This window comes from Rhizobium sp. PAMB 3174, from assembly GCF_052908375.1.
This window is the reverse complement of record NZ_CM128608.1, coordinates 1,978,910-1,999,913: the sequence shown is the minus strand read 5'-3', so window position 1 is coordinate 1,999,913 and position 21,004 is coordinate 1,978,910. Positions and strand designations below refer to the sequence as shown.

Genomic DNA, 21,004 nt, shown 5'->3' with positions numbered 1-21,004 from the left:
GGCGGCGTGAAGATGCGGATCGATCGTTATTGTCCGGTGTTGGCTTCGGACATGAAGCCCTGCAGCAGGACTTCCAGCCGCAGGCCGATGTCGCGCTCAAGAATATCCGACTGGACCGCCGAGCCGCTGCCGCCCATTACCAGCTGGCGCAGGTGCGACATGGCGAAGGTCCCGCCAACCAGGACATCGGCAAGTGTTTCGGCATCGCAGACACGTGTCAGCAAGCCCTTGTCCTGGAAATGGCCGATGAACTCGGCAATCTCCCGACGGCCGCGTTCGACGCAGATCGTGAAGAAGAGCTGCGAGACTTCCGGATGGTTCTTCGATTCGGACACGACCAAGCGGGTAAGCGAGAGCTGAGCGTTCGACAGCACATAGGAGGCAAATTTGGTGAGGCCGCGCTGAAGGGTCTTCCGAAGGTCATCTCGCCCGGTGTTGGTCGGCATCTCCAGCCGCGGTGGCATTTCCTGCGCCTCCACCAGCGCTTCGAATAGCCCGGCCTTGTCGCTGAAGAACTGGTAGAGCGTCTTCTTCGACATGCCGCTGCTGCGGGCAATCTCCTCCATCGTCGCCTGTCCGTAGCCCGCTGTCATGAAGGTCTTTTCCGCCGCCGCCAATATGCGTGACCGCCGTTCTTCGCTCGTCAGCACCGGCGGACGCCCGACGCCAGGCCCTTTTTTTCCGATTTCCGCGCTCATTTCGGTCCTTCTCCCAGAATCTGCTTGACAAATAAGAAACGATATCGTTTCCAAATGCAATCGAAAGATTTTGAATACGCCATCGTTTCCAAATTTTGGAAGAGAGATTTTTATGTCCGACAAGAATCATATCGCAATCGCCGTATGCCTGGGGGCGCTCACCGCCTTTGGCCCACTTGCAATCGACATGTATGTGGCAGCCATTCCCACCATCGCCCGCAGCCTCGCGGTCGGGGAGGGTGAAATCCAGATGAGCGTCATGAGCTTCTTTGCAGGCTTCACGCTCGGCCAGCTCTTCTGGGGCCCGGTGTCCGATCGCTATGGCCGCAAGGCCACGTCGCTTTCGGCCCTGGCCGTCTTCGCACTTGCCTCCCTTGGTTGCGCGCTTGCCGTCTCCTCCGGCCAGCTGATGGCTTTTCGGTTCCTCGAGGGCATTGCCGGCTCGGTCGGCATGGTGGTCGCCATGTCGGTGGCGCGGGACATGTTTTCCGGCGTCGAGGCTGTGCGCATGATGGGCATGATCTCGCTCGTCAGCGGGCTTGCGCCGATCATCGCGCCGATGGCCGGCAGCCTCGTGCTGCGATTGAGCTATTGGGAAATGATTTTCGTCATTCTTGCCGTTCTCGCCGTGGCGGCGGCATTGCTGATCGCTGTGGTGTTGCCGGAGACGCGCAAGCCGGAAGATCGCACCAGCGCGCATCCGCTGGCGGTCCTGCGCAATTACCGGATCATTCTCCTGCAGAGAAACTTCTTCGGCTATGCCGTGCCCTTCGCCTTTCTGCAGGGCGGTTTCTTCGCCTATATCGCCGGTGCGGCCAGCGTCTTCGTCAGCATCTACGGCATGACCCCGCTGCATTTCTCGTTCCTCTTCGCCGCCAATGCCGTCGGTCTCGCGATCGGCGTTCAGGTCAACTCAAGGCTGGTCGCCAGCACCTCTCCGCGATTCATGGTCAAGCTGGCGGCGGCCCTGAACCTCGCCTGCGCGCTCGCCCTGGTCGTTCTGCAACTGGCCGGGCTCGCCGATCTGATCGTCGTCAGCGTGCTTATGTTCGTGTTTGTCTTCAGCATGGGGGCGATCATGCCGAACAGCAATGTCTTGGCGATGGAAGAGCAGGGGGCCAATCCCGGCGCTGCGGCAGCGCTCATCGGGGCGATGGGGTTTGGCGGCGGCGCTCTCTCGGGTGCTGTTCTCGGTCTGCTTGCCGATGGCTCCGCCATGCCGCTGTTCGTCGTCATGGCCGTCTGCGCTGCCGCCGGCCTGATCGGCGCGCTCACGCTTTTCCCCAGGCAGCGCCCGGCCGCGCCCGTTCAGGTGGCCTCCGTCGGCAACCTTCATTGAAGGGCTGGCCGGCATGGATGGTGTCGGCATCGGCCGCCCGTCATGCATGCCGGCCGTCGCCTGTGGGCTCCGATCAGAAAATGAAACTTTTCTGATCGGACCGTGTTGACAGACGCGAAACGGGCGGTCATATACCCGGCGCAGATTGCGGGGCGGCAAAAACCCCGTAAGCTTCAAAAGCTTGGTCGCTTGATCCGGACTGATACTGGAGGGATGCCCGAGTGGTTAAAGGGGACGGACTGTAAATCCGTTGGCTTAGCCTACGTTGGTTCAAATCCAACTCCCTCCACCATCAGGACCGTCAAATGATCGATCGCCGCGGGTATAGCTCAATGGTAGAGCAGCAGCCTTCCAAGCTGAATACGCGGGTTCGATTCCCGCTACCCGCTCCATATTCAGCCTAACCTTGAAGCGTTGGTTTAATTAGTCGCGGCAAGGGATTGTTTTTGCCTTTCTATGGCAATTCGCCGTCATGTGACTTTCACGCCGCGCCCCGTTTCCGGAACAATATTCCGCTGCAAATTCCATTTCGTGGGACGGCCCCGCAATTTGGTCTTGCGCAAAGCGTGCGAAAGCCTTAAACGGCGGCACTAATCCGGCTGGCCGGCAACTACCATCTGACGTTCACAGGAAGAAATCAAATGGCAAAGAGCAAGTTTGAGCGCAATAAGCCTCACGTAAACATTGGCACGATTGGTCACGTTGACCACGGCAAGACGTCGCTGACGGCAGCGATCACGAAGTTCTTCGGCGAGTTCAAGGCGTACGACCAGATCGACGCTGCTCCGGAAGAAAAGGCTCGTGGCATCACCATCTCGACGGCGCACGTCGAGTATGAGACGGCCAACCGTCACTATGCACACGTCGACTGCCCCGGCCACGCCGACTACGTCAAGAACATGATCACCGGTGCTGCCCAGATGGACGGCGCGATCCTGGTTTGCTCGGCTGCCGACGGCCCGATGCCGCAGACCCGCGAGCACATCCTGCTCGCCCGTCAGGTTGGCGTTCCGGCAATCGTCGTGTTCTTGAACAAGGTCGACCAGGTCGACGACGAAGAGCTCCTCGAGCTCGTCGAGTTGGAAGTTCGCGAACTTCTGTCGTCCTACGACTTCCCGGGCGACGACATTCCGATCGTCAAGGGTTCGGCTCTGGCCGCCCTCGAAGATTCGGACAAGAAGATCGGCGAAGACGCGATCCGCGCCCTGATGGCCGCTGTCGACGACTACATCCCGACGCCTGAGCGTCCGATCGACCAGCCGTTCCTGATGCCGATCGAAGACGTGTTCTCGATCTCGGGCCGTGGTACGGTTGTGACCGGCCGCGTCGAGCGTGGCGTTGTCAAGGTTGGCGAAGAAATCGAAATCGTTGGCATCAAGCCGACGACGAAGACGACCTGCACCGGCGTTGAAATGTTCCGCAAGCTGCTCGACCAGGGCCAGGCCGGCGACAACATCGGCGCGCTGCTTCGCGGTGTCGACCGCAACGGCGTCGAGCGTGGCCAGATCCTGTGCAAGCCGGGTTCTGTCAAGCCGCACCGCAAGTTCAAGGCCGAAGCCTACATCCTGACGAAGGAAGAAGGCGGCCGTCATACGCCGTTCTTCACGAACTACCGTCCGCAGTTCTACTTCCGCACGACGGACGTTACGGGCATCGTGACGCTTCCGGAAGGCACGGAAATGGTCATGCCTGGCGACAACGTCACCGTTGACGTCGAGCTGATCGTTCCGATCGCGATGGAAGAAAAGCTGCGCTTCGCTATCCGCGAAGGCGGCCGCACCGTCGGCGCCGGCATCGTCGCTTCGATCGTCGAGTAATCGACGGCTACTTAATCCCGAAAGGGAGTGAAGAGCCCCGCCGGCAACGGCGGGGTTTTTTGTTTTAGAGATTGTGAAAAATGGGCGTGGGGCCTAGATACAGCTTTAAGATGATCTTTGCTGCCAGAGCCTTGTTTTTCCTCCTATGCCTGCAGTCTGTTGCGGCTATTGTTGCGACACCTGTCTTCGCGCGCTGCCCTGATCGGCCAGCCTGCAAGGGATGCGGCTGCAAAGGCGGTCCCGGCTATCGTGGGCCGGATGGGCGATGTGTGGGGTTCAAGCAATTGTCCAAGGTCTGCGGTAATCCGCCGGAGACATTCTGCAAGTTCGAAAACGCGCCAGGCACTGGGCTGAACCGGGATTGTGCGCTCGGTCGCGACAAGCCCGGCTCGCCCGTTGGCGATCTCTAGACGTCAGTACACGGTAATCTCGAGATAGTCGCCGTTGCGGTCGCGATAAACCTTCACATTGACAGTACAGTCGCCCTGCAGGAGCAGCCGTCGCGCTTCGTGGGTAATGGTTCCGGTACGGAGCATTCGCTCCGCTTTGGCACGGTTCTTCACGGAAGAAAAGAAGGAGTCCGGCTCGGCCCCTCGTTGCCGGATGCCGAACTTGTAATAGTTCGCGCGGTCCTGGCGAACGATCTGCCAAGGTTCCCGCAGACGCTCGCCGTTGGAGTTGTAGAGATCGTCGCGGCCAATGTAGGCGTTGTATTCGTCCACAAGTTCTGCCGCCACGGCCGGTGTCCCGCCAATCAGCAATGGCAGCAACAGGGCAGCCACTATCGAACGTTTCTCCGACATGACTTTTCTCCTCCAGAACAAGGTTGATTTATGGACGCTACCGCAAAATATTGACGCGCGGGAGAGGGCGCACTGTTTCTCGTCTCGCGCCCTTGAGAACATTTTTGCGATGGTTAGTCTGCTCCCCACGAGTCAGCATCCATGACTTTGGTTGTATGTGTATCGAGGAGGCAGCACCATGAAAAAGCGCATTCTGTTCACCGGCGGTTCCGGCAAGGCGGGTCGGCATGTCGTGCCGTGGCTGATCGAGGCCGGATATGAGGTGCACAATATCGATCTCGTGCCGCTGGATTGCCCGGGCGTGACCAATCTCGTTGTCGATATCGCGGACTCGGGACAGGTCTTCAACGCGCTCTCCATGCATCGCGATTTCCCCGATCTCGAATCCGGCAAGGGTGTGCAGCCCTTCGACGCCGTGGTGCATTTCGCGGCGATCCCGCGCATCCTGATCAAGCCGGACAACGAGACGTTCCGCGTCAATGTGATGGGCACTTATAATGTCATCGAGGCAGCCGTGAAGCTCGGCGTCCGCAAGGTGATCGTCGCCTCCAGCGAGACCACCTATGGCATCTGCTTTGCCGAGGGGGACCGGGAGCCGCATTATCTGCCGCTGGATGAAGAATACGACGTTGATCCGATGGACAGTTACGGGCTCTCCAAGGTCGTCAACGAGAAGACGGCCCGCGCCTTCGCAGAGCGCACCGGCGCCGATATCTATGCGCTCAGAATCGGCAATGTGATCGAGCCGAACGAATACGACCGCTTCCCGGGCTTCGTAGAGAAGCCGGAGACCCGCATCCGCAACGCCTGGTGCTATATCGACGCCCGCGATCTCGCCCAGATCGTCGATCTCTGCATCAAGAAGGACGGCCTGGGCTTCCAGGTCTTCAACGCCACGAACGATACCGTGACGGCCGACATGACGACGCAGGAACTGGCTGCCAAATTCTTCCCGAACACGCCCTTCAAGCGCGAGATGGGGGCCGACGAGGCGGTGATTTCCAACCGCAAGATCCGCGAGGTACTGGGCTTCAAGGAGCAGCACAACTGGCGAAAGTATGTCGGCGGCTGATGCAGCCTGGCGACGGTCCGGAATTTTTCCAACCGCAATCGCGGGATAGGCAAGATCTCGCGATTGATCCTTTGTTAACCTTGCCGCATCGTCCCTGAGTGGACGCCGCTCTTCGTTTTTCGAAAAATGATGACGTGTCGATGTTTGCCCTTTGCCGGAATAGTCTTGTCCTGTGCCTGATGCTGGCGGCCTTGTCGCCGGCGAGCGCATCCGCGATGGACGGAAGCCGCATCATCTGGGCGGCAACGAAGACGGCGGAGAATTCCTACAAGTTCAGGACGGGCATCCGCTGGCCGCTGCGCTTCCAGCCGGCCACCGGCGCGGAGATGCAGGTCAAGGCCGACAGGGGCGGGGACATTCAGGCCGTTCCCGTGGCGCTCTGGGCAAATATCAGCATTCGCGACGTCCACAATGCCGTCGAGGATCACGACCTTCAGCTGCAGGCGCGCCTCAATGGGGACGATGCCGACGAATCATTCGTCCAGGACGCGTCGTTGCGCTACTATGATTCGAATTCCTGGATCGCCACGCCCGAAGTGACCCTGACGAGCGTGCGGGCGCTGACGGCCCGGCTCGATACGACCGGCAGCAATGCGCTCGAAGCGAGTCAGTCGTTCGGCGTCGCAATCCCTGACTTCCGGCTGAAAACCGTCGCCTCGCTCGCTGCCAATCTGCCGTCACAAAGCTGTGCCGCGAGTCTGAAGCTCGAAAGCCGCCTGACCGCGCACTGGACGTTCTCCGCATCCTTGACCGACCTGCAGCGCCTTGCGCAGAGCACCAAGGACGAGCCGGACATGCGCATGCGGCTGTCATATAACCGTCGATGGTAGGGGCTTGGTGCCGCTTCAAAATATTCGGTTCAATTGCGCCAAAACCGCTTGTCATCCTCGGTCAACTTGAATATGAACCGCCCACGGTCTTGCTCGGGTGACTTTATGTCGTTCGGTTCGGGCTGAAGGGGTATAGCTCAGTTGGTAGAGCGGCGGTCTCCAAAACCGCAGGTCGGGGGTTCGAGCCCCTCTGCCCCTGCCATTTTATAGGTCCTGGCGCGGCAGCGCGACTTGGCTGACGATCTGGCACTTTTCGCTAAACGCTCGAAATGCTCTTGTTAATTGAGGGCAGAGTGTTTATGTAGGCAAAAACAGACACGCGGCGCGTGGGGCTGGCAGGGCTGGCTTTACGCGTCGTAAGCGCGTGAGCAGTCAATGGCATCCAAAGCAAATCCATTCACATTTCTGCGGCAGGTTCGTTCCGAGACGCAGAAAGTTACTTGGCCTTCGCGCCGCGAGACGATGATCTCGACGGTGATGGTCCTGGTCATGGTGGTCTTGGCCGCATTGTTTTTCTTCGCCTCGGACCAGCTGATCAGCTGGATACTCGGCCTTGTGCTGAATGTTGGTAACTAAGTCGGACGGAGAGGCAGTCATGGCAGCGCGCTGGTATATCGTCCACGCATATTCGAATTTCGAGAAGAAGGTCGCCGAGGATATCGAGAACAAGGCCCGCCAGAAGGGTCTCGATCATCTCTTCGAAAAGATTCTCGTGCCGACCGAAAAGGTCGTCGAGGTGCGCCGCGGCCGCAAGGTCGATTCGGAACGCAAGTTTTTCCCGGGTTACGTGCTGGTGCGCGCCAACCTGACCGATGAGGCCTATCACCTCATCAAGAATACCCCGAAGGTGACGGGTTTCCTCGGTTCCGACTCCAAGCCGGTTCCGATCCCGGACTATGAGGCCGATCGCATTCTCGGCCAGGTCCAGGAGGGCGTCGAGCGTCCGAAGTCGTCCGTATCCTTCGAGATCGGCGAGCAGGTGCGCGTCTCCGACGGTCCGTTCGCCTCGTTCAACGGTGTTGTGCAGGATGTCGACGAGGAGCGTTCGCGCCTCAAGGTGGAAGTCTCCATCTTCGGTCGTGCGACCCCGGTCGAGCTGGAATACGGTCAGGTCGAAAAGGTCTGATCGCGGCGGGCTTGCCCGCCAATCCGCGTGGAAGGTGAGGGTGCTCTAAGCCGGCATCCATTGATCCGCACCACGCAACCGCAGCCGCCAGTCCGCTATCGGATCTGGCATCGAAGGGTCCGGGAAACCGGCCCGTATTTGGAAAGGCAGAGAAATGGCTAAGAAAGTTGCAGGCCAGCTCAAGCTGCAGGTCTCGGCAGGTTCGGCAAACCCGTCCCCGCCGATCGGCCCCGCACTTGGTCAGCGTGGCATCAATATCATGGAATTCTGCAAGGCGTTCAACGCCGCCACGCAGGAAATGGAAAAGGGTATGCCAATCCCGGTCGTCATCACCTATTACCAGGACAAGTCTTTCACCTTCATCATGAAGCAGCCGCCGGTCTCCTACTTCCTCAAGAAGGAAGCGAAGATCAAGAGCGGTTCGAAGACCCCGGGCAAGGCTTCGGCCGGCTCGATCTCGAAGGACCAGGTTCGTTCGATCGCAGAGGCCAAGATGAAGGACCTCAACGCGGCCGATATCGAAGGTGCAATGGCAATGGTCGAGGGCTCCGCCCGCGCCATGGGCCTGCAGGTTGTGGGCTGATATCATGGCGAAGATTGCAAAGCGTATTCAGAAGACCCGTGAAGGTGTCGATCCGACGAAGCTCTACGGCCTGAGCGATGCCATCGCCATGGTCAAGGAGCGCGCAACGGCGAAGTTCGATGAAACCATCGAAGTCGCGATGAACCTCGGCGTAGACCCTCGCCACGCTGACCAGATGGTCCGCGGCGTGGTCAACCTGCCGAACGGCACCGGCCGTACGGTTCGCGTCGCCGTGTTCGCACGTGGCGCCAAGGCTGACGAAGCCAAGGCTGCCGGCGCTGACATCGTCGGTGCGGAAGACCTCGTTGAAATCGTCCAGGGCGGCAAGATCGATTTCGATCGCTGCATCGCGACCCCGGACATGATGCCGCTCGTCGGCCGTCTCGGCAAGGTTCTCGGCCCGCGTGGCATGATGCCGAACCCGAAGGTTGGCACCGTCACCATGGACGTGAAGTCTGCTGTCGAAGCCTCCAAGGGCGGCGCAGTCGAGTTCCGCGTCGAAAAGGCCGGCATCATCCAGGCTGGCGTTGGCAAGGCTTCCTTCGACGCCAAGGCTCTTGAAGAAAACATCCGCGCTTTCGCTGATGCCGTCATCAAGGCCAAGCCGGCAGGCGCCAAGGGCAACTACGTCAAGCGCGTTGCCCTGTCCTCGACCATGGGTCCGGGCGTCAAGATCGAAGTTGGCACGCTTCTCGCGTCCGCCTGATTGATATTTGCGCGGCTCTGCTTTATAGAGCCGCACTTCTAAAGAATTTCCGGTCCGTTCGCGGGCCGGAATATCCGGGGAAACCCGGACTCCTGTCCGAGATTGCAGGTGGTTATACCTTAATCACTTTGCCTGCATGAGACGGGTGAGACCGTAATTCACTGTTGCGGTTCGAACCTAGTGTGCCTTGTGCCTGCCAGCCTGACGGTTGGGAGCGCGAGGGGGCAGGATCCTCAAGCGTCGCTCGGGATCCTTTTGAACGGATCCCTTGAGGCAAAGGCAAACCCGGCAGGTTCTCGAGTATTTGAGGCCTGCCAACTGGAGATAGGCAGTGGAAAAAGCGGAAAAACGCGAATTCGTTGCGGAACTGAACGAAGTCTTCAAGGCTTCCGGCTCGGTTGTCGTAGCCCACTATGCCGGTATCACGGTCGCGCAGATGAACGACTTCCGTTCGAAGATGCGCGCAGCCGGCGGTACCGTCAAGGTCGCGAAAAACCGTCTGGCCAAAATTGCCCTTCAGGGTACGGAGTCGGAAGAGATGTCCAATCTCTTCACCGGACAGACGCTGATTGCTTACAGCGTCGACCCGATCACGGCTCCTAAGGTCGTCATGGATTTCGCCAAGGGCAACGACAAGCTCGTCGTCCTCGGTGGCGCCATGGGTGCAACGTCTCTCGACGCAGAAGGTGTGAAGTCGCTCGCGACCCTGCCTTCGCTGGACGAGCTGCGTGCGAAGCTGGTGGGCATGATCCAGACCCCGGCTACCCGCATTGCAGGCGTTGTACAGGCACCGGCAGCTCAGCTGGCCCGCGTGTTCTCGGCTTACGCCTCGAAGGACGAAGCCGCTTAAGGCGGTTTTTTGCTGTAATCAAACAAACCAGTTCGAACCGAACAAAGGAACTTTAAAATGGCTGATCTCGCAAAGATCGTAGAAGACCTCTCCTCTCTGACCGTTCTCGAAGCGGCTGAGCTGTCCAAGATGCTCGAAGAAAAGTGGGGCGTTTCTGCTGCTGCTCCGGTTGCTGTTGCTGCCGCTGCTGGTGGTGGTGCTGCCGCTGCTGTTGAAGAAGAAAAGACCGAATTTGACGTGATCCTCGCCGACGCCGGCGCCAACAAGATCAACGTCATCAAGGAAGTCCGCGCCATCACCGGCCTCGGCCTCAAGGAAGCCAAGGACCTCGTCGAAGGCGCTCCGAAGGCTGTCAAGGAAGCTGTTTCCAAGGGCGAAGCTGCTGACCTCAAGAAGAAGCTGGAAGACGCCGGCGCTAAGGTCGAAGTCAAGTAATCTTCGGATTGCTTCGGGAAGCGGCCTCGCGCCGCTTCCCGTTTACGCTATTGAAATCCATTACCCAAAAGCCGGGTGAAATCGGCTTTTGGGTAATGGGCTCTTCAAGAGCATAGTAGCGCACTGAAGGGCATGGCAATCCGGCCATGCGGAGTTCAGGAGCGCTACGAGATTGAATTGACCCATGTCGACGGAGCCGCCTGGCCAGCGGTGATCCGTTCGTTGCAGGCCCGGATGCAAAAAGATTGAAGGAGCGACGATGGCTCAGACCCTTTCGTTTAACGGTCGTAGGCGCGTACGCAAGTTTTTTGGTAAAATCCCCGAAGTAGCAGAGATGCCGAACCTCATCGAGGTTCAGAAGGCGTCTTATGATCAGTTCCTCATGGTCGACGAGCCCAAGGGCGGCCGTCCTGACGAGGGTCTGCAGTCCGTTTTCAAGTCCGTTTTCCCGATCACCGATTTTTCCGGTGCGTCGATGCTGGAATTCGTGTCCTACGAATTCGAACAGCCGAAGTTCGACGTTGACGAGTGCCGTCAGCGCGACCTGACCTATGCGGCACCGCTCAAGGTGACGCTGCGCCTCATCGTGTTCGATATTGACGAGGATACCGGCGCCAAGTCGATCAAGGACATCAAGGAACAGTCCGTCTACATGGGCGACATGCCGCTCATGACCAACAACGGTACGTTCATCGTCAACGGTACCGAACGCGTCATCGTTTCCCAGATGCACCGTTCGCCGGGCGTGTTCTTCGACCACGACAAGGGCAAGAGCCATTCCTCGGGCAAGCTGCTGTTTGCTGCCCGCGTCATCCCGTACCGCGGCTCCTGGCTCGACATCGAGTTCGATGCCAAGGACGTTGTCTTCGCCCGTATCGACCGTCGCCGCAAGCTGCCGGTAACGTCGCTGCTGATGGCGCTCGGCATGGACGGCGAAGAAATCCTGTCGACCTTCTATACCAAGGACATCTTCGAGCGTGACGGCGACGGCTGGCGCGTTCCCTTCCAGCCGGACGCGCTGAAGGGCTCCAAGGCCATTTCCGAGATGATCGACGCCGACACCGGCGAAGTGGTCGTCGAGGCCGGCAAGAAGCTGACCCCACGCCTGCTGAAGCAGTTGAAGGACAAGGGCCTGAAGGCTCTCAAGGCCACCGACGAGGATCTCTACGGCTCCTACCTCGCCGAAGACATCGTCGACATGGAAAGCGGTGCGATCTACCTCGAGGCCGGTGACGAGATCGACGAGAAGACCCTTCCGATCATTCTCGACGCAGGCTTCAGCGAAATCCCGGTTCTCGGCATCGACCACATCAATGTCGGCGCCTACATCCGCAACACGCTGGCCGCCGACAAGAACGAGAACCGTCAGGACGCTCTGTTCGACATCTATCGCGTCATGCGTCCGGGTGAGCCGCCGACCATGGAATCGGCTGAGGCCATGTTCCAGTCGCTGTTCTTCGACTCCGAGCGTTACGACCTGTCCGCTGTCGGCCGCGTCAAGATGAACATGCGTCTCGACCTCGACGCTCCGGACACCATGCGCGTCCTGCGCAAGGAAGACATCCTGGCCGTGGTCAAGATGCTGGTCGACCTGCGCGACGGCAAGGGCGAAATCGACGACATCGACAACCTCGGCAACCGCCGTGTCCGTTCGGTCGGCGAGCTGATGGAGAACCAGTACCGTCTGGGTCTCCTGCGCATGGAGCGTGCGATCAAGGAACGCATGTCGTCGATCGAGATCGACACCGTCATGCCGCAGGACCTGATCAACGCCAAGCCGGCAGCCGCCGCCGTCCGCGAATTCTTCGGCTCCTCGCAGCTTTCGCAGTTCATGGACCAGGTAAACCCGCTTTCGGAAATCACCCACAAGCGCCGTCTTTCGGCACTTGGCCCGGGTGGTCTGACCCGCGAGCGCGCCGGCTTCGAAGTCCGCGACGTTCACCCGACCCACTACGGCCGTATTTGCCCGATTGAAACGCCGGAAGGCCCGAACATCGGTCTGATCAACTCGCTGGCAACCTTCGCCCGCGTCAACAAGTACGGCTTCATCGAAAGCCCGTACCGCAAGATCGTTGACGGCAAGGTGACGAGCGACGTGATCTACCTCTCCGCCATGGAAGAGGCCAAGTATTACGTCGCCCAGGCGAACGCCGTCCTGGACGAGGACAACTCGTTCTCGGAAGAGTTCGTCGTCTGCCGTCACGCCGGTGACGTTATGCTCGCTCCGCGCGACACCATCAACCTGATGGACGTTTCGCCGAAGCAGCTCGTCTCGGTTGCAGCCGCGCTCATTCCGTTCCTGGAAAACGACGACGCCAACCGCGCTCTCATGGGCTCGAACATGCAGCGTCAGGCCGTTCCGCTTCTGCGGGCCGAAGCACCGTTCGTCGGCACCGGCATGGAGCCGATCGTAGCACGCGACTCCGGTGCTGCCATCGGCGCCCGCCGCGGCGGCGTGGTCGACCAGGTCGACGCGACGCGTATCGTTATCCGCGCCACCGAGGACCTCGATCCGTCGAAGTCCGGCGTTGATATCTATCGTCTGCAGAAGTTCCAGCGCTCCAACCAGAACACCTGCGTCAACCAGCGTCCGCTGGTCTCCGTCGGCGACGTTCTGAACAAGGGCGACATCATTGCCGACGGTCCGTCGACGGACCTCGGCGACCTGGCGCTCGGCCGCAACGCGCTCGTCGCGTTCATGCCGTGGAACGGCTACAACTACGAAGACTCGATCCTGATGTCGGAACGCATCGTCGCTGACGACGTGTTCACCTCCATCCACATCGAAGAATTCGAAGTGATGGCCCGCGACACCAAGCTCGGTCCGGAAGAAATCACCCGCGACATTCCGAACGTTTCGGAAGAGGCTCTGAAGAACCTCGACGAAGCCGGCATCGTCTATATCGGCGCCGATGTTCAGCCGGGCGACATTCTGGTCGGCAAGATCACGCCGAAGGGCGAAAGCCCGATGACGCCGGAAGAAAAGCTTCTGCGCGCCATCTTCGGTGAAAAGGCGTCCGACGTTCGCGACACCTCCATGCGCATGCCTCCGGGCACCTTCGGCACCATCGTCGAAGTTCGCGTTTTCAACCGCCACGGCGTTGAAAAGGACGAACGCGCCATGGCGATCGAACGCGAAGAGATCGAACGTCTGGCCAAGGACCGTGACGACGAACAGGCGATCCTCGACCGTAACGTCTACGGCCGTCTGATCGACATGCTGCGTGGTCAGGTCTCGATTGCCGGACCGAAGGGCTTCAAGAAGGGCGTCGAGCTTTCGAATGCCGTCGTCTCCGAATATCCCCGCTCGCAGTGGTGGATGTTCGCCGTCGAGGACGAAAAGGTCCAGGGCGAGATCGAAGCACTTCGCGGCCAGTACGACGAATCCAAGTCGCGCCTTGAACAGCGCTTCATGGACAAGGTCGAAAAGGTCCAGCGCGGCGATGAAATGCCTCCGGGCGTCATGAAGATGGTCAAGGTCTTCGTCGCTGTGAAGCGCAAGATCCAGCCGGGCGACAAGATGGCCGGCCGTCACGGCAACAAGGGCGTGGTTTCGCGCATCCTGCCGATCGAGGACATGCCGTTCCTCGAAGACGGCACGCATGTCGACATCTGCTTGAACCCGCTGGGCGTGCCGTCGCGCATGAACGTCGGCCAGATCCTCGAAACCCACCTTGCCTGGGCTTGCGCCGGCATGGGCAAGAAGATCGGCCAGCTGCTCGATGACTATCGCAAGACGATGGACATCACCGATCTGAAGAATGAACTGACGACGGTTTACGCCAGTGACGCCAAGGACGAAGTTTCGTCCTTCGACGACGACGCGCTGGTCAAGCTTGCCGAGCAGTCCCGGAAGGGCGTCTCGATCGCCACGCCGGTCTTCGACGGTGCGCATGAGCCGGATATTGCCAGCATGCTGGAGCGTGCGGGTCTCAATACCTCGGGTCAGTCGGTTCTCTACGATGGCCGTACGGGTGAGCCCTTCGACCGCAAGGTGACTGTCGGCTACATGTACATGATCAAGCTGAACCACCTTGTCGACGACAAGATCCACGCCCGTTCGATCGGTCCGTACTCGCTCGTTACCCAGCAGCCGCTGGGCGGCAAGGCGCAGTTCGGCGGTCAGCGCTTCGGGGAAATGGAAGTCTGGGCACTGGAAGCGTATGGCGCCGCCTACACGCTGCAGGAAATGCTCACCGTCAAGTCGGACGACGTGGCGGGCCGTACGAAGGTCTACGAGGCCATCGTACGCGGCGACGATACTTTCGAAGCAGGCATTCCGGAATCGTTCAACGTTCTGGTCAAGGAAATGCGGTCTCTGGGTCTCAGCGTCGAGCTCGAGAACTCCAAGATCGGCGAAGGCCAGGACGGAACCGATCAGCTGCCGGACGCGGCCGAATAATCAAACGTTGGATGTGCGCGGGTTTTCCGGCGCACATCTTCCCCCTTGCCGGTGCTGGTCGCCGGGCGAGGGGAGGCCGCCGCAGTTACATGCGGCGTGACGTTGTTTCGAGGCGCCGGACCGGCACCCGGGAAAGCCGGATCCGCCGCGCCAAATAGAGGGCCCAGAGCCCTAGAAGGAGATAGGCATGAACCATGAGGTCATGAATCTTTTCAACCCGCAGGTGCCTGCACAGCACTTCGACCAGATCCGGATCTCCATTGCGAGCCCCGAGAAGATCCTGTCGTGGTCGTACGGCGAGATCAAGAAGCCGGAAACCATCAACTACCGTACGTTCAAGCCGGAACGCGACGGTCTCTTCTGCGCGCGCATCTTTGGACCGATCAAGGACTACGAGTGCCTGTGCGGCAAGTACAAGCGCATGAAGTACAAGGGCATCATCTGCGAAAAGTGCGGCGTCGAAGTCACGCTGTCGCGCGTTCGCCGCGAGCGCATGGGCCACATCGAGCTCGCTGCGCCCGTCGCCCACATCTGGTTCCTGAAGTCCCTGCCGTCGCGCATCTCGACACTGCTCGACATGACGCTGAAGGATGTCGAGCGCGTTCTCTACTTCGAGAACTACATCGTCACCGAGCCGGGCCTCACCGCGCTGAAGGAAAACCAGCTTCTTTCCGAAGAAGAATACATGCTGGCCGTCGATGAATATGGTGAAGACCAGTTCACGGCGATGATCGGCGCCGAAGCCATCTACGAAATGCTCGCCAGCATGAATCTGGAAAAGATCGCCGGCGAACTGCGTTCGGATCTGGCCGACACGACGTCCGACCTGAAGCAGAAGAAGCTGATGAAGCGTCTGAAGATCGTCGAGAACTTCATCGAATCCGGCAACCGTCCGGAATGGATGATCATGAAGGTCGTTCCGGTGATCCCGCCGGACCTGCGTCCGCTCGTGCCGCTCGACGGCGGCCGTTTCGCGACGTCCGACCTCAACGATCTGTACCGCCGCGTCATCAACCGTAACAACCGTCTGAAGCGGCTGATCGAACTGCGCGCACCGGGCATCATCATCCGCAACGAAAAGCGCATGCTGCAGGAATCTGTCGATGCGCTGTTCGACAACGGCCGCCGTGGCCGCGTCATCACCGGCGCCAACAAGCGTCCGCTGAAGTCGCTGTCCGACATGCTCAAGGGCAAGCAGGGCCGCTTCCGTCAGAACCTGCTCGGCAAGCGCGTCGACTATTCCGGCCGTTCGGTCATCGTGACCGGTCCGGAACTCAAGCTGCACCAGTGCGGCCTGCCGAAGAAGATGGCGCTCGAACTGTTCAAGCCGTTCATCTACGCCCGCCTCGACGCCAAGGGTTACTCCTCGACCGTCAAGCAGGCCAAGAAGCTGGTTGAAAAGGAACGTCCGGAAGTCTGGGATATCCTCGACGAGGTCATCCGCGAGCATCCGGTTCTCCTGAACCGTGCGCCGACGCTGCACCGCCTGGGCATCCAGGCCTTCGAACCGACCCTGGTCGAAGGCAAGGCCATCCAGCTGCATCCGCTCGTCTGCACCGCCTTCAACGCCGACTTCGACGGCGACCAGATGGCCGTTCACGTGCCGCTGTCGCTCGAAGCCCAGCTTGAAGCCCGCGTGCTGATGATGTCGACGAACAACATCCTGCACCCCGCCAACGGTCAGCCGATCATCGTGCCGTCGCAGGACATGGTTCTCGGTCTCTACTACCTGTCGATCATGAACCAGAACGAGCCGGGCGAAGGCATGGTGTTCTCCGACATGGGCGAACTGCACCATGCGCTGGAAACCAAGGCCGTGACCCTGCATGCCAAGATCCGCGGCCGCTTCAAGACGGTCGACGAGGACGGCAAGCCTGTTTCGAAGATCTATGAAACGACCCCGGGCCGCATGATCATCGGCGAACTCCTGCCGCGCAATTCGAACATCCCGTTCGACATCTGCAACCAGGAAATGACCAAGAAGAACATCTCCAAGATGATCGACACGGTCTACCGCCATTGCGGCCAGAAGGACACGGTCATTTTCTGCGACCGCATCATGCAGCTCGGCTTCACGAATGCCTGCAAGGCGGGCATCTCGTTCGGCAAGGACGACATGATCATTCCGGAAACCAAGGCGAAGATCGTCGGTGACACCGAAACCCTGGTCAAGGAATACGAGCAGCAGTACAACGACGGCCTGATCACTCAGGGCGAGAAGTACAACAAGGTCGTTGACGCCTGGGGCAAGGCCACCGAAAAGGTCGCCGAGGACATGATGGCCCGCATTAAGGCCGTCGAGTTCGACGACAACGGTCGCCAGAAGCCGATGAACGCCATCTACATGATGTCGCACTCGGGGGCCCGTGGTTCACCGAACCAGATGCGTCAGCTGGGCGGCATGCGCGGCCTCATGGCCAAGCCGTCGGGCGAAATCATCGAGACGCCGATCATCTCGAACTTCAAAGAAGGCCTGACCGTGAACGAGTACTTCAACTCGACGCACGGTGCCCGTAAGGGTCTGGCCGACACCGCTCTGAAGACCGCGAACTCCGGTTACCTGACCCGTCGTCTCGTCGACGTGGCCCAGGACTGCATCGTCATTCACAATGACTGCGGCACCGACACCGGTCTGACCATGACGGCAATCGTCGACGCCGGTCAGGTCGTGGCTTCGCTCGGAGCGCGTATCCTTGGCCGTACGGCGCTGGATGACATCGACAACCCGGTCACCGGCGAGCGTATCGTCGACGCCGGCCGCATGATCCTCGAAGCCGACGTCGTCGAAATCGAGAAGGCCGGCATCCAGTCTGTCCGCATCCGTTCGGCACTGACCTGCGAAATCCAGACGGGCGTCTGCCAGGTCTGCTACGGTCGCGACCTTGCACGCGGTACGCCGGTCAACATCGGCGAAGCCGTTGGCGTCATCGCCGCTCAGTCGATCGGCGAGCCGGGCACGCAGCTCACCATGCGCACGTTCCACCTTGGCGGTACGGCAACCGTGGTCGACCAGTCGTTCCTGGAAGCCTCGTACGAAGGTACGGTGCAGATCAAGAACCGCAACATGCTGCGCAACTCCGAAGGCAACCTGATTGCCATGGGCCGCAGCATGGCCGTCACCATCCTCGATGAACGCGGCGTTGAGCGTTCCTCGCAGCGTGTGGCCTATGGTTCGAAGATCTTCGTTGATGATGGCGACAAGGTGAAGCGCGGTCAGCGTCTTGCCGAGTGGGACCCCTACACCCGTCCGATGATGACGGAAGTGACGGGTACCGTTCACTTCGAAGACGTTGTCGATGGCATCTCCGCCCTCGAAGCGACCGACGAGTCGACCGGCATCACCAAGCGTCAGATCATCGACTGGCGTTCGACCCCGCGCGGGACGGACCTCAAGCCGGCCATGGTCATCAAGGATGCTTCCGGCAACATCATCAAGCTGCCGCGTGGCGGTGAAGCCCGCCTGATGCTCTCGGTGGATGCGATCCTTTCGGTCGAACCCGGCCAGAAGGTTTCCCAGGGCGACGTGCTTGCACGTATCCCGATGGAAAGCGCCAAGACCAAGGACATCACCGGTGGTCTGCCGCGCGTCGCCGAACTGTTCGAAGCACGTCGTCCGAAGGATCACGCCGTCATCGCCGAGATCGACGGTACGGTTCGCTTCGGCCGCGACTACAAGAACAAGCGTCGCATCGTCATCGAGCCGGCGGAAGATGGTGTCGAGCCCGTCGAGTATCTCATCCCGAAGGGCAAGCCCTTCCACTTGCAGGATGGCGACTACATCGAAAAGGGTGACTACATCCTCGACGGCAACCCGGCACCGCACGACATCCTGGCGATCAAGGGCGTGGAGGCTCTGGCTTCCTACCTGGTCAACGAAATCCAGGAAGTCTACCGACTGCAGGGCGTTGTCATCAACGACAAGCACATCGAAGTGATTGTCCGTCAGATGCTCCAGAAGGTCGAAATCACCGATGCCGGCGACAGCCAGTACATCGTCGGTGACAATGTCGACCGCATCGAGCTCGACGACCTCAACGATGCGCTGATCGAAGAAGGCAAGAAGCCGGCTTCGGGCGATCCGGTTCTGCTCGGCATCACCAAGGCTTCGCTGCAGACGCCGTCGTTCTTCTCCGCGGCTTCGTTCCAGGAGACGACGAAGGTTCTGACCGAAGCGGCGATCGCCGGCAAGACCGACACGCTGCAGGGCCTGAAGGAAAACATCATCGTGGGTCGTCTGATCCCGGCAGGTACGGGTCGCACCATGACCCAGATCCGCCGGATCGCAACGTCGCGCGACGATCTGATCCTCGAGGAACGCCGCAAGTCGACCGGCGCGGATTCGGCAACGCCGATGCTCCGCGACATGGCCGCAAGCGATCCGACCCCGGCCGCCGAATAAGGCATCAGCCGAACCTGAAAACAAGAAAGCCGCCGGTTTCGACCGGCGGCTTTTTCCGTTCTGGCGATGGTCGGGACCGGAAGGGCAGGGCGCTCCCGGTCAATCGTCGCGACAATGTCAGTCGAAGCGGATGATCGCCACTTCGCCTTCGAGGACGCCCTGATAGGCGGAGGCGTGCGGTTCTTCGTCCGGCATGCCGTCGAGCGTGCCGATCTGGTCGAGGTCGGCCTCGGCGAAACCTTCCTGGGCGAGCGCGTCGAGCGCGGTGCGGACCGCGGTATCGTCGTCGGGGGCTGCCAGCATGATATGGATCTCCATGCCTTCGTCGCCCTTTATGCGATACGCTTTTCCGATGATGATGAAGACGATGGGCTCGTCGGGGGCGTTGTCGTTGTCCGGAAATGCGATCATGATCTGCTCCTTGGCGTTCGCCTCTGGAAGGGCCGTCCGACAATCGGGCCGGAGATTCGGTCGGGCGGGGAAAAAGGGAACCGCCACAAAAGCGATTCTTGATTGGTGGTTTGCGACGGGTTATGGAGATGATATTCCCGTCGATCATTGCCTTATTTAGGGCAAGTTCGGGCCTTAGCCCAACGGAAAATGGCACCCAGGCGGTCAATATTCCGAAAATTCGGTTTCGCGACCCCCGCCGGAGGCTCCAGGCCCTGCGTTTTAAGAATTTCTTGGCGCCCGGTCTTGACGGAGAGGGCTTTACGCAGTAGTACCCGCGCCATCGGTCCCGATGTGAGGCTTGACTGTTCGGCGCGACACGCTCTGGAGTTCGTCTCAAACACGGTTCCTAAAATACGTTGAGACTTCGAAATGCTGTACGCATGACGCGAGAGCTTGCGTCCTCTGCTTTTTCTGGTCCATCCGCAAGCGAGCGGGTCGGGCCATATTTTGCGCATTATGACGTCGATCGTGTTGAGCCGTTATCGGCAGTTTAGATCCGCCCGCGAGGGCATGAGACAGAAGATTTTGTAAGGGATGGTTGTATGCCTACCGTAAACCAGCTGATCCGCAAGCCGCGTCAGGCACAGGTAAAGCGCAATAAAGTGCCTGCTCTGCAGGAAAACCCTCAGAAGCGCGGCGTTTGCACCCGTGTTTACACGACGACCCCGAAGAAGCCGAACTCGGCTCTGCGTAAGGTCGCAAAGATCCGCCTGACCAATGGCTTCGAAGTCATCGGCTACATTCCGGGCGAAGGTCACAACCTGCAGGAACACTCCGTCGTCATGATCCGTGGCGGCCGCGTGAAGGACTTGCCGGGCGTGCGTTACCACATCATCCGCGGCGTTCTCGACACCCAGGGCGTCAAGAACCGCAAGCAGCGCCGTTCGAAGTACGGTGCGAAGCGTCCGAAGTAATTCGGGCTTTTATCGTTTTCCAGGCGCTGCGCGAGGTTCTCCGCGTGATGAAGCGTCATAACTGTTGAGAGACAAGTAGTATGTCCCGTCGCCATAGTGCAGAAAAGCGTGAGATCAACCCGGATCCGAAGTTCGGTGATCTCGTCGTTACCAAGTTCATGAATGCCATCATGCTTCATGGCAAAAAGTCGGTTGCTGAATCCATCGTCTACGGCGCGTTCGACGCCGTCGAAGGCAAGATGAAGCAGGAGCCGGTCGCGATCTTCCATCAGGCACTCGACAACGTTGCTCCGCACGTTGAAGTGCGTTCGCGCCGCGTCGGTGGTGCGACCTACCAGGTTCCGGTCGACGTTCGTCCGGAGCGCCGTCAGGCACTCGCGATCCGTTGGCTGATCGCTGCTGCCCGCAAGCGCAACGAGCCCACCATGATCGATCGCCTCTGCGGCGAACTCATGGATGCGGCCAACAACCGTGGTTCTGCAGTGAAGAAGCGCGAAGACACGCACAAGATGGCTGACGCTAACCGCGCCTTCTCCCACTATCGCTGGTAATCGGCGGCAATTTTCGAAAGGCAGAC

General features: G+C 59.9%; 17 protein-coding genes and 3 tRNA genes. 17 read left to right on the top strand and 3 right to left on the bottom strand.

What is annotated here, in order from left to right; translation table 11 throughout:
- Positions 1-26 precede the first annotated feature (26 nt).
- Positions 27-698 (bottom strand): TetR/AcrR family transcriptional regulator, encoded by a 672-nt coding sequence (locus ACU5AY_RS09545; RefSeq protein WP_446828861.1) that lies wholly within the window; start codon positions 696-698, stop codon positions 27-29.
- A 112-nt stretch (positions 699-810) separates the two neighbouring features.
- Here ACU5AY_RS09545 and ACU5AY_RS09540 point away from each other — a divergent pair, with 112 nt between their 5' ends.
- The 4 genes from ACU5AY_RS09540 to tuf all read left to right on the top strand — a co-directional run bounded on the left by ACU5AY_RS09540 (position 811) and on the right by tuf (position 3,854).
- Positions 811-2,037 carry a multidrug effflux MFS transporter gene (locus tag ACU5AY_RS09540; RefSeq protein WP_446828860.1) on the top strand — a complete coding sequence of 409 codons (1,227 nt, stop codon included), beginning with the start codon at positions 811-813 and terminating at the stop codon, positions 2,035-2,037.
- A 207-nt stretch (positions 2,038-2,244) separates the two neighbouring features.
- Positions 2,245-2,329 (top strand) — tRNA-Tyr (locus ACU5AY_RS09535).
- 26 nt (positions 2,330-2,355) lie between these two features.
- Positions 2,356-2,429 (top strand) — tRNA-Gly (locus ACU5AY_RS09530).
- Between the two features lie 249 nt (positions 2,430-2,678).
- On the top strand, positions 2,679-3,854 hold the full coding sequence (tuf, locus tag ACU5AY_RS09525) for an elongation factor Tu (protein WP_446824488.1): 1,176 nt from the start codon (positions 2,679-2,681) through the stop codon (positions 3,852-3,854).
- A 413-nt stretch (positions 3,855-4,267) separates the two neighbouring features.
- On the opposite strand, the gene ACU5AY_RS09520 is transcribed toward tuf, so the two are convergent.
- The gene (locus ACU5AY_RS09520) at positions 4,268-4,657 is read right to left on the bottom strand and encodes a hypothetical protein (protein ID WP_446828859.1); all 390 of its coding nucleotides are present in this window, start codon (positions 4,655-4,657) and stop codon (positions 4,268-4,270) included.
- Between the two features lie 178 nt (positions 4,658-4,835).
- On the opposite strand from ACU5AY_RS09520, the gene ACU5AY_RS09515 reads away from it, so the two are divergent.
- From ACU5AY_RS09515 to rpoC, 11 genes are all read left to right on the top strand, one after another.
- Positions 4,836-5,729, top strand: a complete 894-nt coding sequence (locus ACU5AY_RS09515) for an NAD-dependent epimerase/dehydratase family protein (protein ID WP_446828858.1) — start codon at positions 4,836-4,838, stop codon at positions 5,727-5,729.
- 215 nt (positions 5,730-5,944) lie between these two features.
- Positions 5,945-6,559, top strand: coding sequence for a hypothetical protein (locus tag ACU5AY_RS09510; RefSeq protein WP_446828857.1), 615 nt, complete (start codon positions 5,945-5,947; stop codon positions 6,557-6,559).
- Positions 6,560-6,685: 126 nt separating this feature from the next.
- Positions 6,686-6,761, top strand: a tRNA-Trp gene (locus ACU5AY_RS09505).
- A gap of 173 nt (positions 6,762-6,934) precedes the next feature.
- Positions 6,935-7,135 carry a preprotein translocase subunit SecE gene (secE, locus tag ACU5AY_RS09500; RefSeq protein ID WP_446824494.1) on the top strand — a complete coding sequence of 67 codons (201 nt, stop codon included), beginning with the start codon at positions 6,935-6,937 and terminating at the stop codon, positions 7,133-7,135.
- A 19-nt stretch (positions 7,136-7,154) separates the two neighbouring features.
- Complete coding sequence (gene nusG / locus ACU5AY_RS09495; protein ID WP_261930363.1) at positions 7,155-7,685, top strand: transcription termination/antitermination protein NusG; 531 nt, start codon at positions 7,155-7,157, stop codon at positions 7,683-7,685.
- 154 nt (positions 7,686-7,839) lie between these two features.
- Positions 7,840-8,268: a 50S ribosomal protein L11 gene (rplK, locus tag ACU5AY_RS09490; protein ID WP_261930362.1), complete on the top strand. Its 429-nt coding sequence runs from the start codon at positions 7,840-7,842 to the stop codon at positions 8,266-8,268.
- A 4-nt stretch (positions 8,269-8,272) separates the two neighbouring features.
- Entirely contained in the window at positions 8,273-8,974 is a 702-nt protein-coding gene (rplA, locus tag ACU5AY_RS09485; RefSeq protein ID WP_446824493.1) for a 50S ribosomal protein L1, read from the top strand.
- Positions 8,975-9,305: 331 nt separating this feature from the next.
- Positions 9,306-9,824 carry a 50S ribosomal protein L10 gene (gene rplJ, locus ACU5AY_RS09480; RefSeq protein WP_261930360.1) on the top strand — a complete coding sequence of 173 codons (519 nt, stop codon included), beginning with the start codon at positions 9,306-9,308 and terminating at the stop codon, positions 9,822-9,824.
- A 57-nt stretch (positions 9,825-9,881) separates the two neighbouring features.
- On the top strand, positions 9,882-10,259 hold the full coding sequence (gene rplL, locus ACU5AY_RS09475) for a 50S ribosomal protein L7/L12 (RefSeq protein ID WP_446828856.1): 378 nt from the start codon (positions 9,882-9,884) through the stop codon (positions 10,257-10,259).
- Between the two features lie 259 nt (positions 10,260-10,518).
- Positions 10,519-14,661 carry a DNA-directed RNA polymerase subunit beta gene (rpoB, locus tag ACU5AY_RS09470; RefSeq protein WP_446824491.1) on the top strand — a complete coding sequence of 1,381 codons (4,143 nt, stop codon included), beginning with the start codon at positions 10,519-10,521 and terminating at the stop codon, positions 14,659-14,661.
- 187 nt (positions 14,662-14,848) lie between these two features.
- A complete protein-coding gene (gene rpoC, locus ACU5AY_RS09465; protein ID WP_446824490.1) occupies positions 14,849-19,060 on the top strand; it encodes a DNA-directed RNA polymerase subunit beta' in 4,212 nt (1,403 codons plus the stop codon).
- 117 nt (positions 19,061-19,177) lie between these two features.
- Here the strand turns inward: rpoC and ACU5AY_RS09460 are convergent, their stop codons facing one another.
- Complete coding sequence (locus tag ACU5AY_RS09460) at positions 19,178-19,471, bottom strand: transcriptional regulator (protein WP_261930356.1); 294 nt, start codon at positions 19,469-19,471, stop codon at positions 19,178-19,180.
- Positions 19,472-20,055: 584 nt separating this feature from the next.
- On the opposite strand from ACU5AY_RS09460, the gene rpsL reads away from it, so the two are divergent.
- Positions 20,056-20,427, top strand: a complete 372-nt coding sequence (gene rpsL / locus ACU5AY_RS09455) for a 30S ribosomal protein S12 (RefSeq protein WP_003507760.1) — start codon at positions 20,056-20,058, stop codon at positions 20,425-20,427.
- Positions 20,428-20,507: 80 nt separating this feature from the next.
- Positions 20,508-20,978 carry a 30S ribosomal protein S7 gene (rpsG, locus tag ACU5AY_RS09450; RefSeq protein ID WP_261930355.1) on the top strand — a complete coding sequence of 157 codons (471 nt, stop codon included), beginning with the start codon at positions 20,508-20,510 and terminating at the stop codon, positions 20,976-20,978.
- The last annotated feature ends 26 nt before the right edge of the window (positions 20,979-21,004 follow it).

Bases quoted from the DNA above. Each gene is read 5' to 3' on its own strand.
- ACU5AY_RS09460 (WP_261930356.1), bottom strand. From the start codon at position 19,471: ATGATCGCATTTCCGGACAACGACAACGCCCCCGACGAGCCCATCGTC.
- rpoB (WP_446824491.1), top strand. From the start codon at position 10,519: ATGGCTCAGACCCTTTCGTTTAACGGTCGTAGGCGCGTACGCAAGTTT.
- rplK (WP_261930362.1), top strand. From the start codon at position 7,840: ATGGCTAAGAAAGTTGCAGGCCAGCTCAAGCTGCAGGTCTCGGCAGGT.
- nusG (WP_261930363.1), top strand. From the start codon at position 7,155: ATGGCAGCGCGCTGGTATATCGTCCACGCATATTCGAATTTCGAGAAG.
- ACU5AY_RS09510 (WP_446828857.1), top strand. From the start codon at position 5,945: ATGGACGGAAGCCGCATCATCTGGGCGGCAACGAAGACGGCGGAGAAT.
- rpsL (WP_003507760.1), top strand. From the start codon at position 20,056: ATGCCTACCGTAAACCAGCTGATCCGCAAGCCGCGTCAGGCACAGGTA.
- rpsG (WP_261930355.1), top strand. From the start codon at position 20,508: ATGTCCCGTCGCCATAGTGCAGAAAAGCGTGAGATCAACCCGGATCCG.
- ACU5AY_RS09520 (WP_446828859.1), bottom strand. From the start codon at position 4,657: ATGTCGGAGAAACGTTCGATAGTGGCTGCCCTGTTGCTGCCATTGCTG.
- secE (WP_446824494.1), top strand. From the start codon at position 6,935: ATGGCATCCAAAGCAAATCCATTCACATTTCTGCGGCAGGTTCGTTCC.
- ACU5AY_RS09540 (WP_446828860.1), top strand. From the start codon at position 811: ATGTCCGACAAGAATCATATCGCAATCGCCGTATGCCTGGGGGCGCTC.
- rplA (WP_446824493.1), top strand. From the start codon at position 8,273: ATGGCGAAGATTGCAAAGCGTATTCAGAAGACCCGTGAAGGTGTCGAT.
- ACU5AY_RS09515 (WP_446828858.1), top strand. From the start codon at position 4,836: ATGAAAAAGCGCATTCTGTTCACCGGCGGTTCCGGCAAGGCGGGTCGG.
- tuf (WP_446824488.1), top strand. From the start codon at position 2,679: ATGGCAAAGAGCAAGTTTGAGCGCAATAAGCCTCACGTAAACATTGGC.
- ACU5AY_RS09545 (WP_446828861.1), bottom strand. From the start codon at position 698: ATGAGCGCGGAAATCGGAAAAAAAGGGCCTGGCGTCGGGCGTCCGCCG.
- rplL (WP_446828856.1), top strand. From the start codon at position 9,882: ATGGCTGATCTCGCAAAGATCGTAGAAGACCTCTCCTCTCTGACCGTT.
- rpoC (WP_446824490.1), top strand. From the start codon at position 14,849: ATGAACCATGAGGTCATGAATCTTTTCAACCCGCAGGTGCCTGCACAG.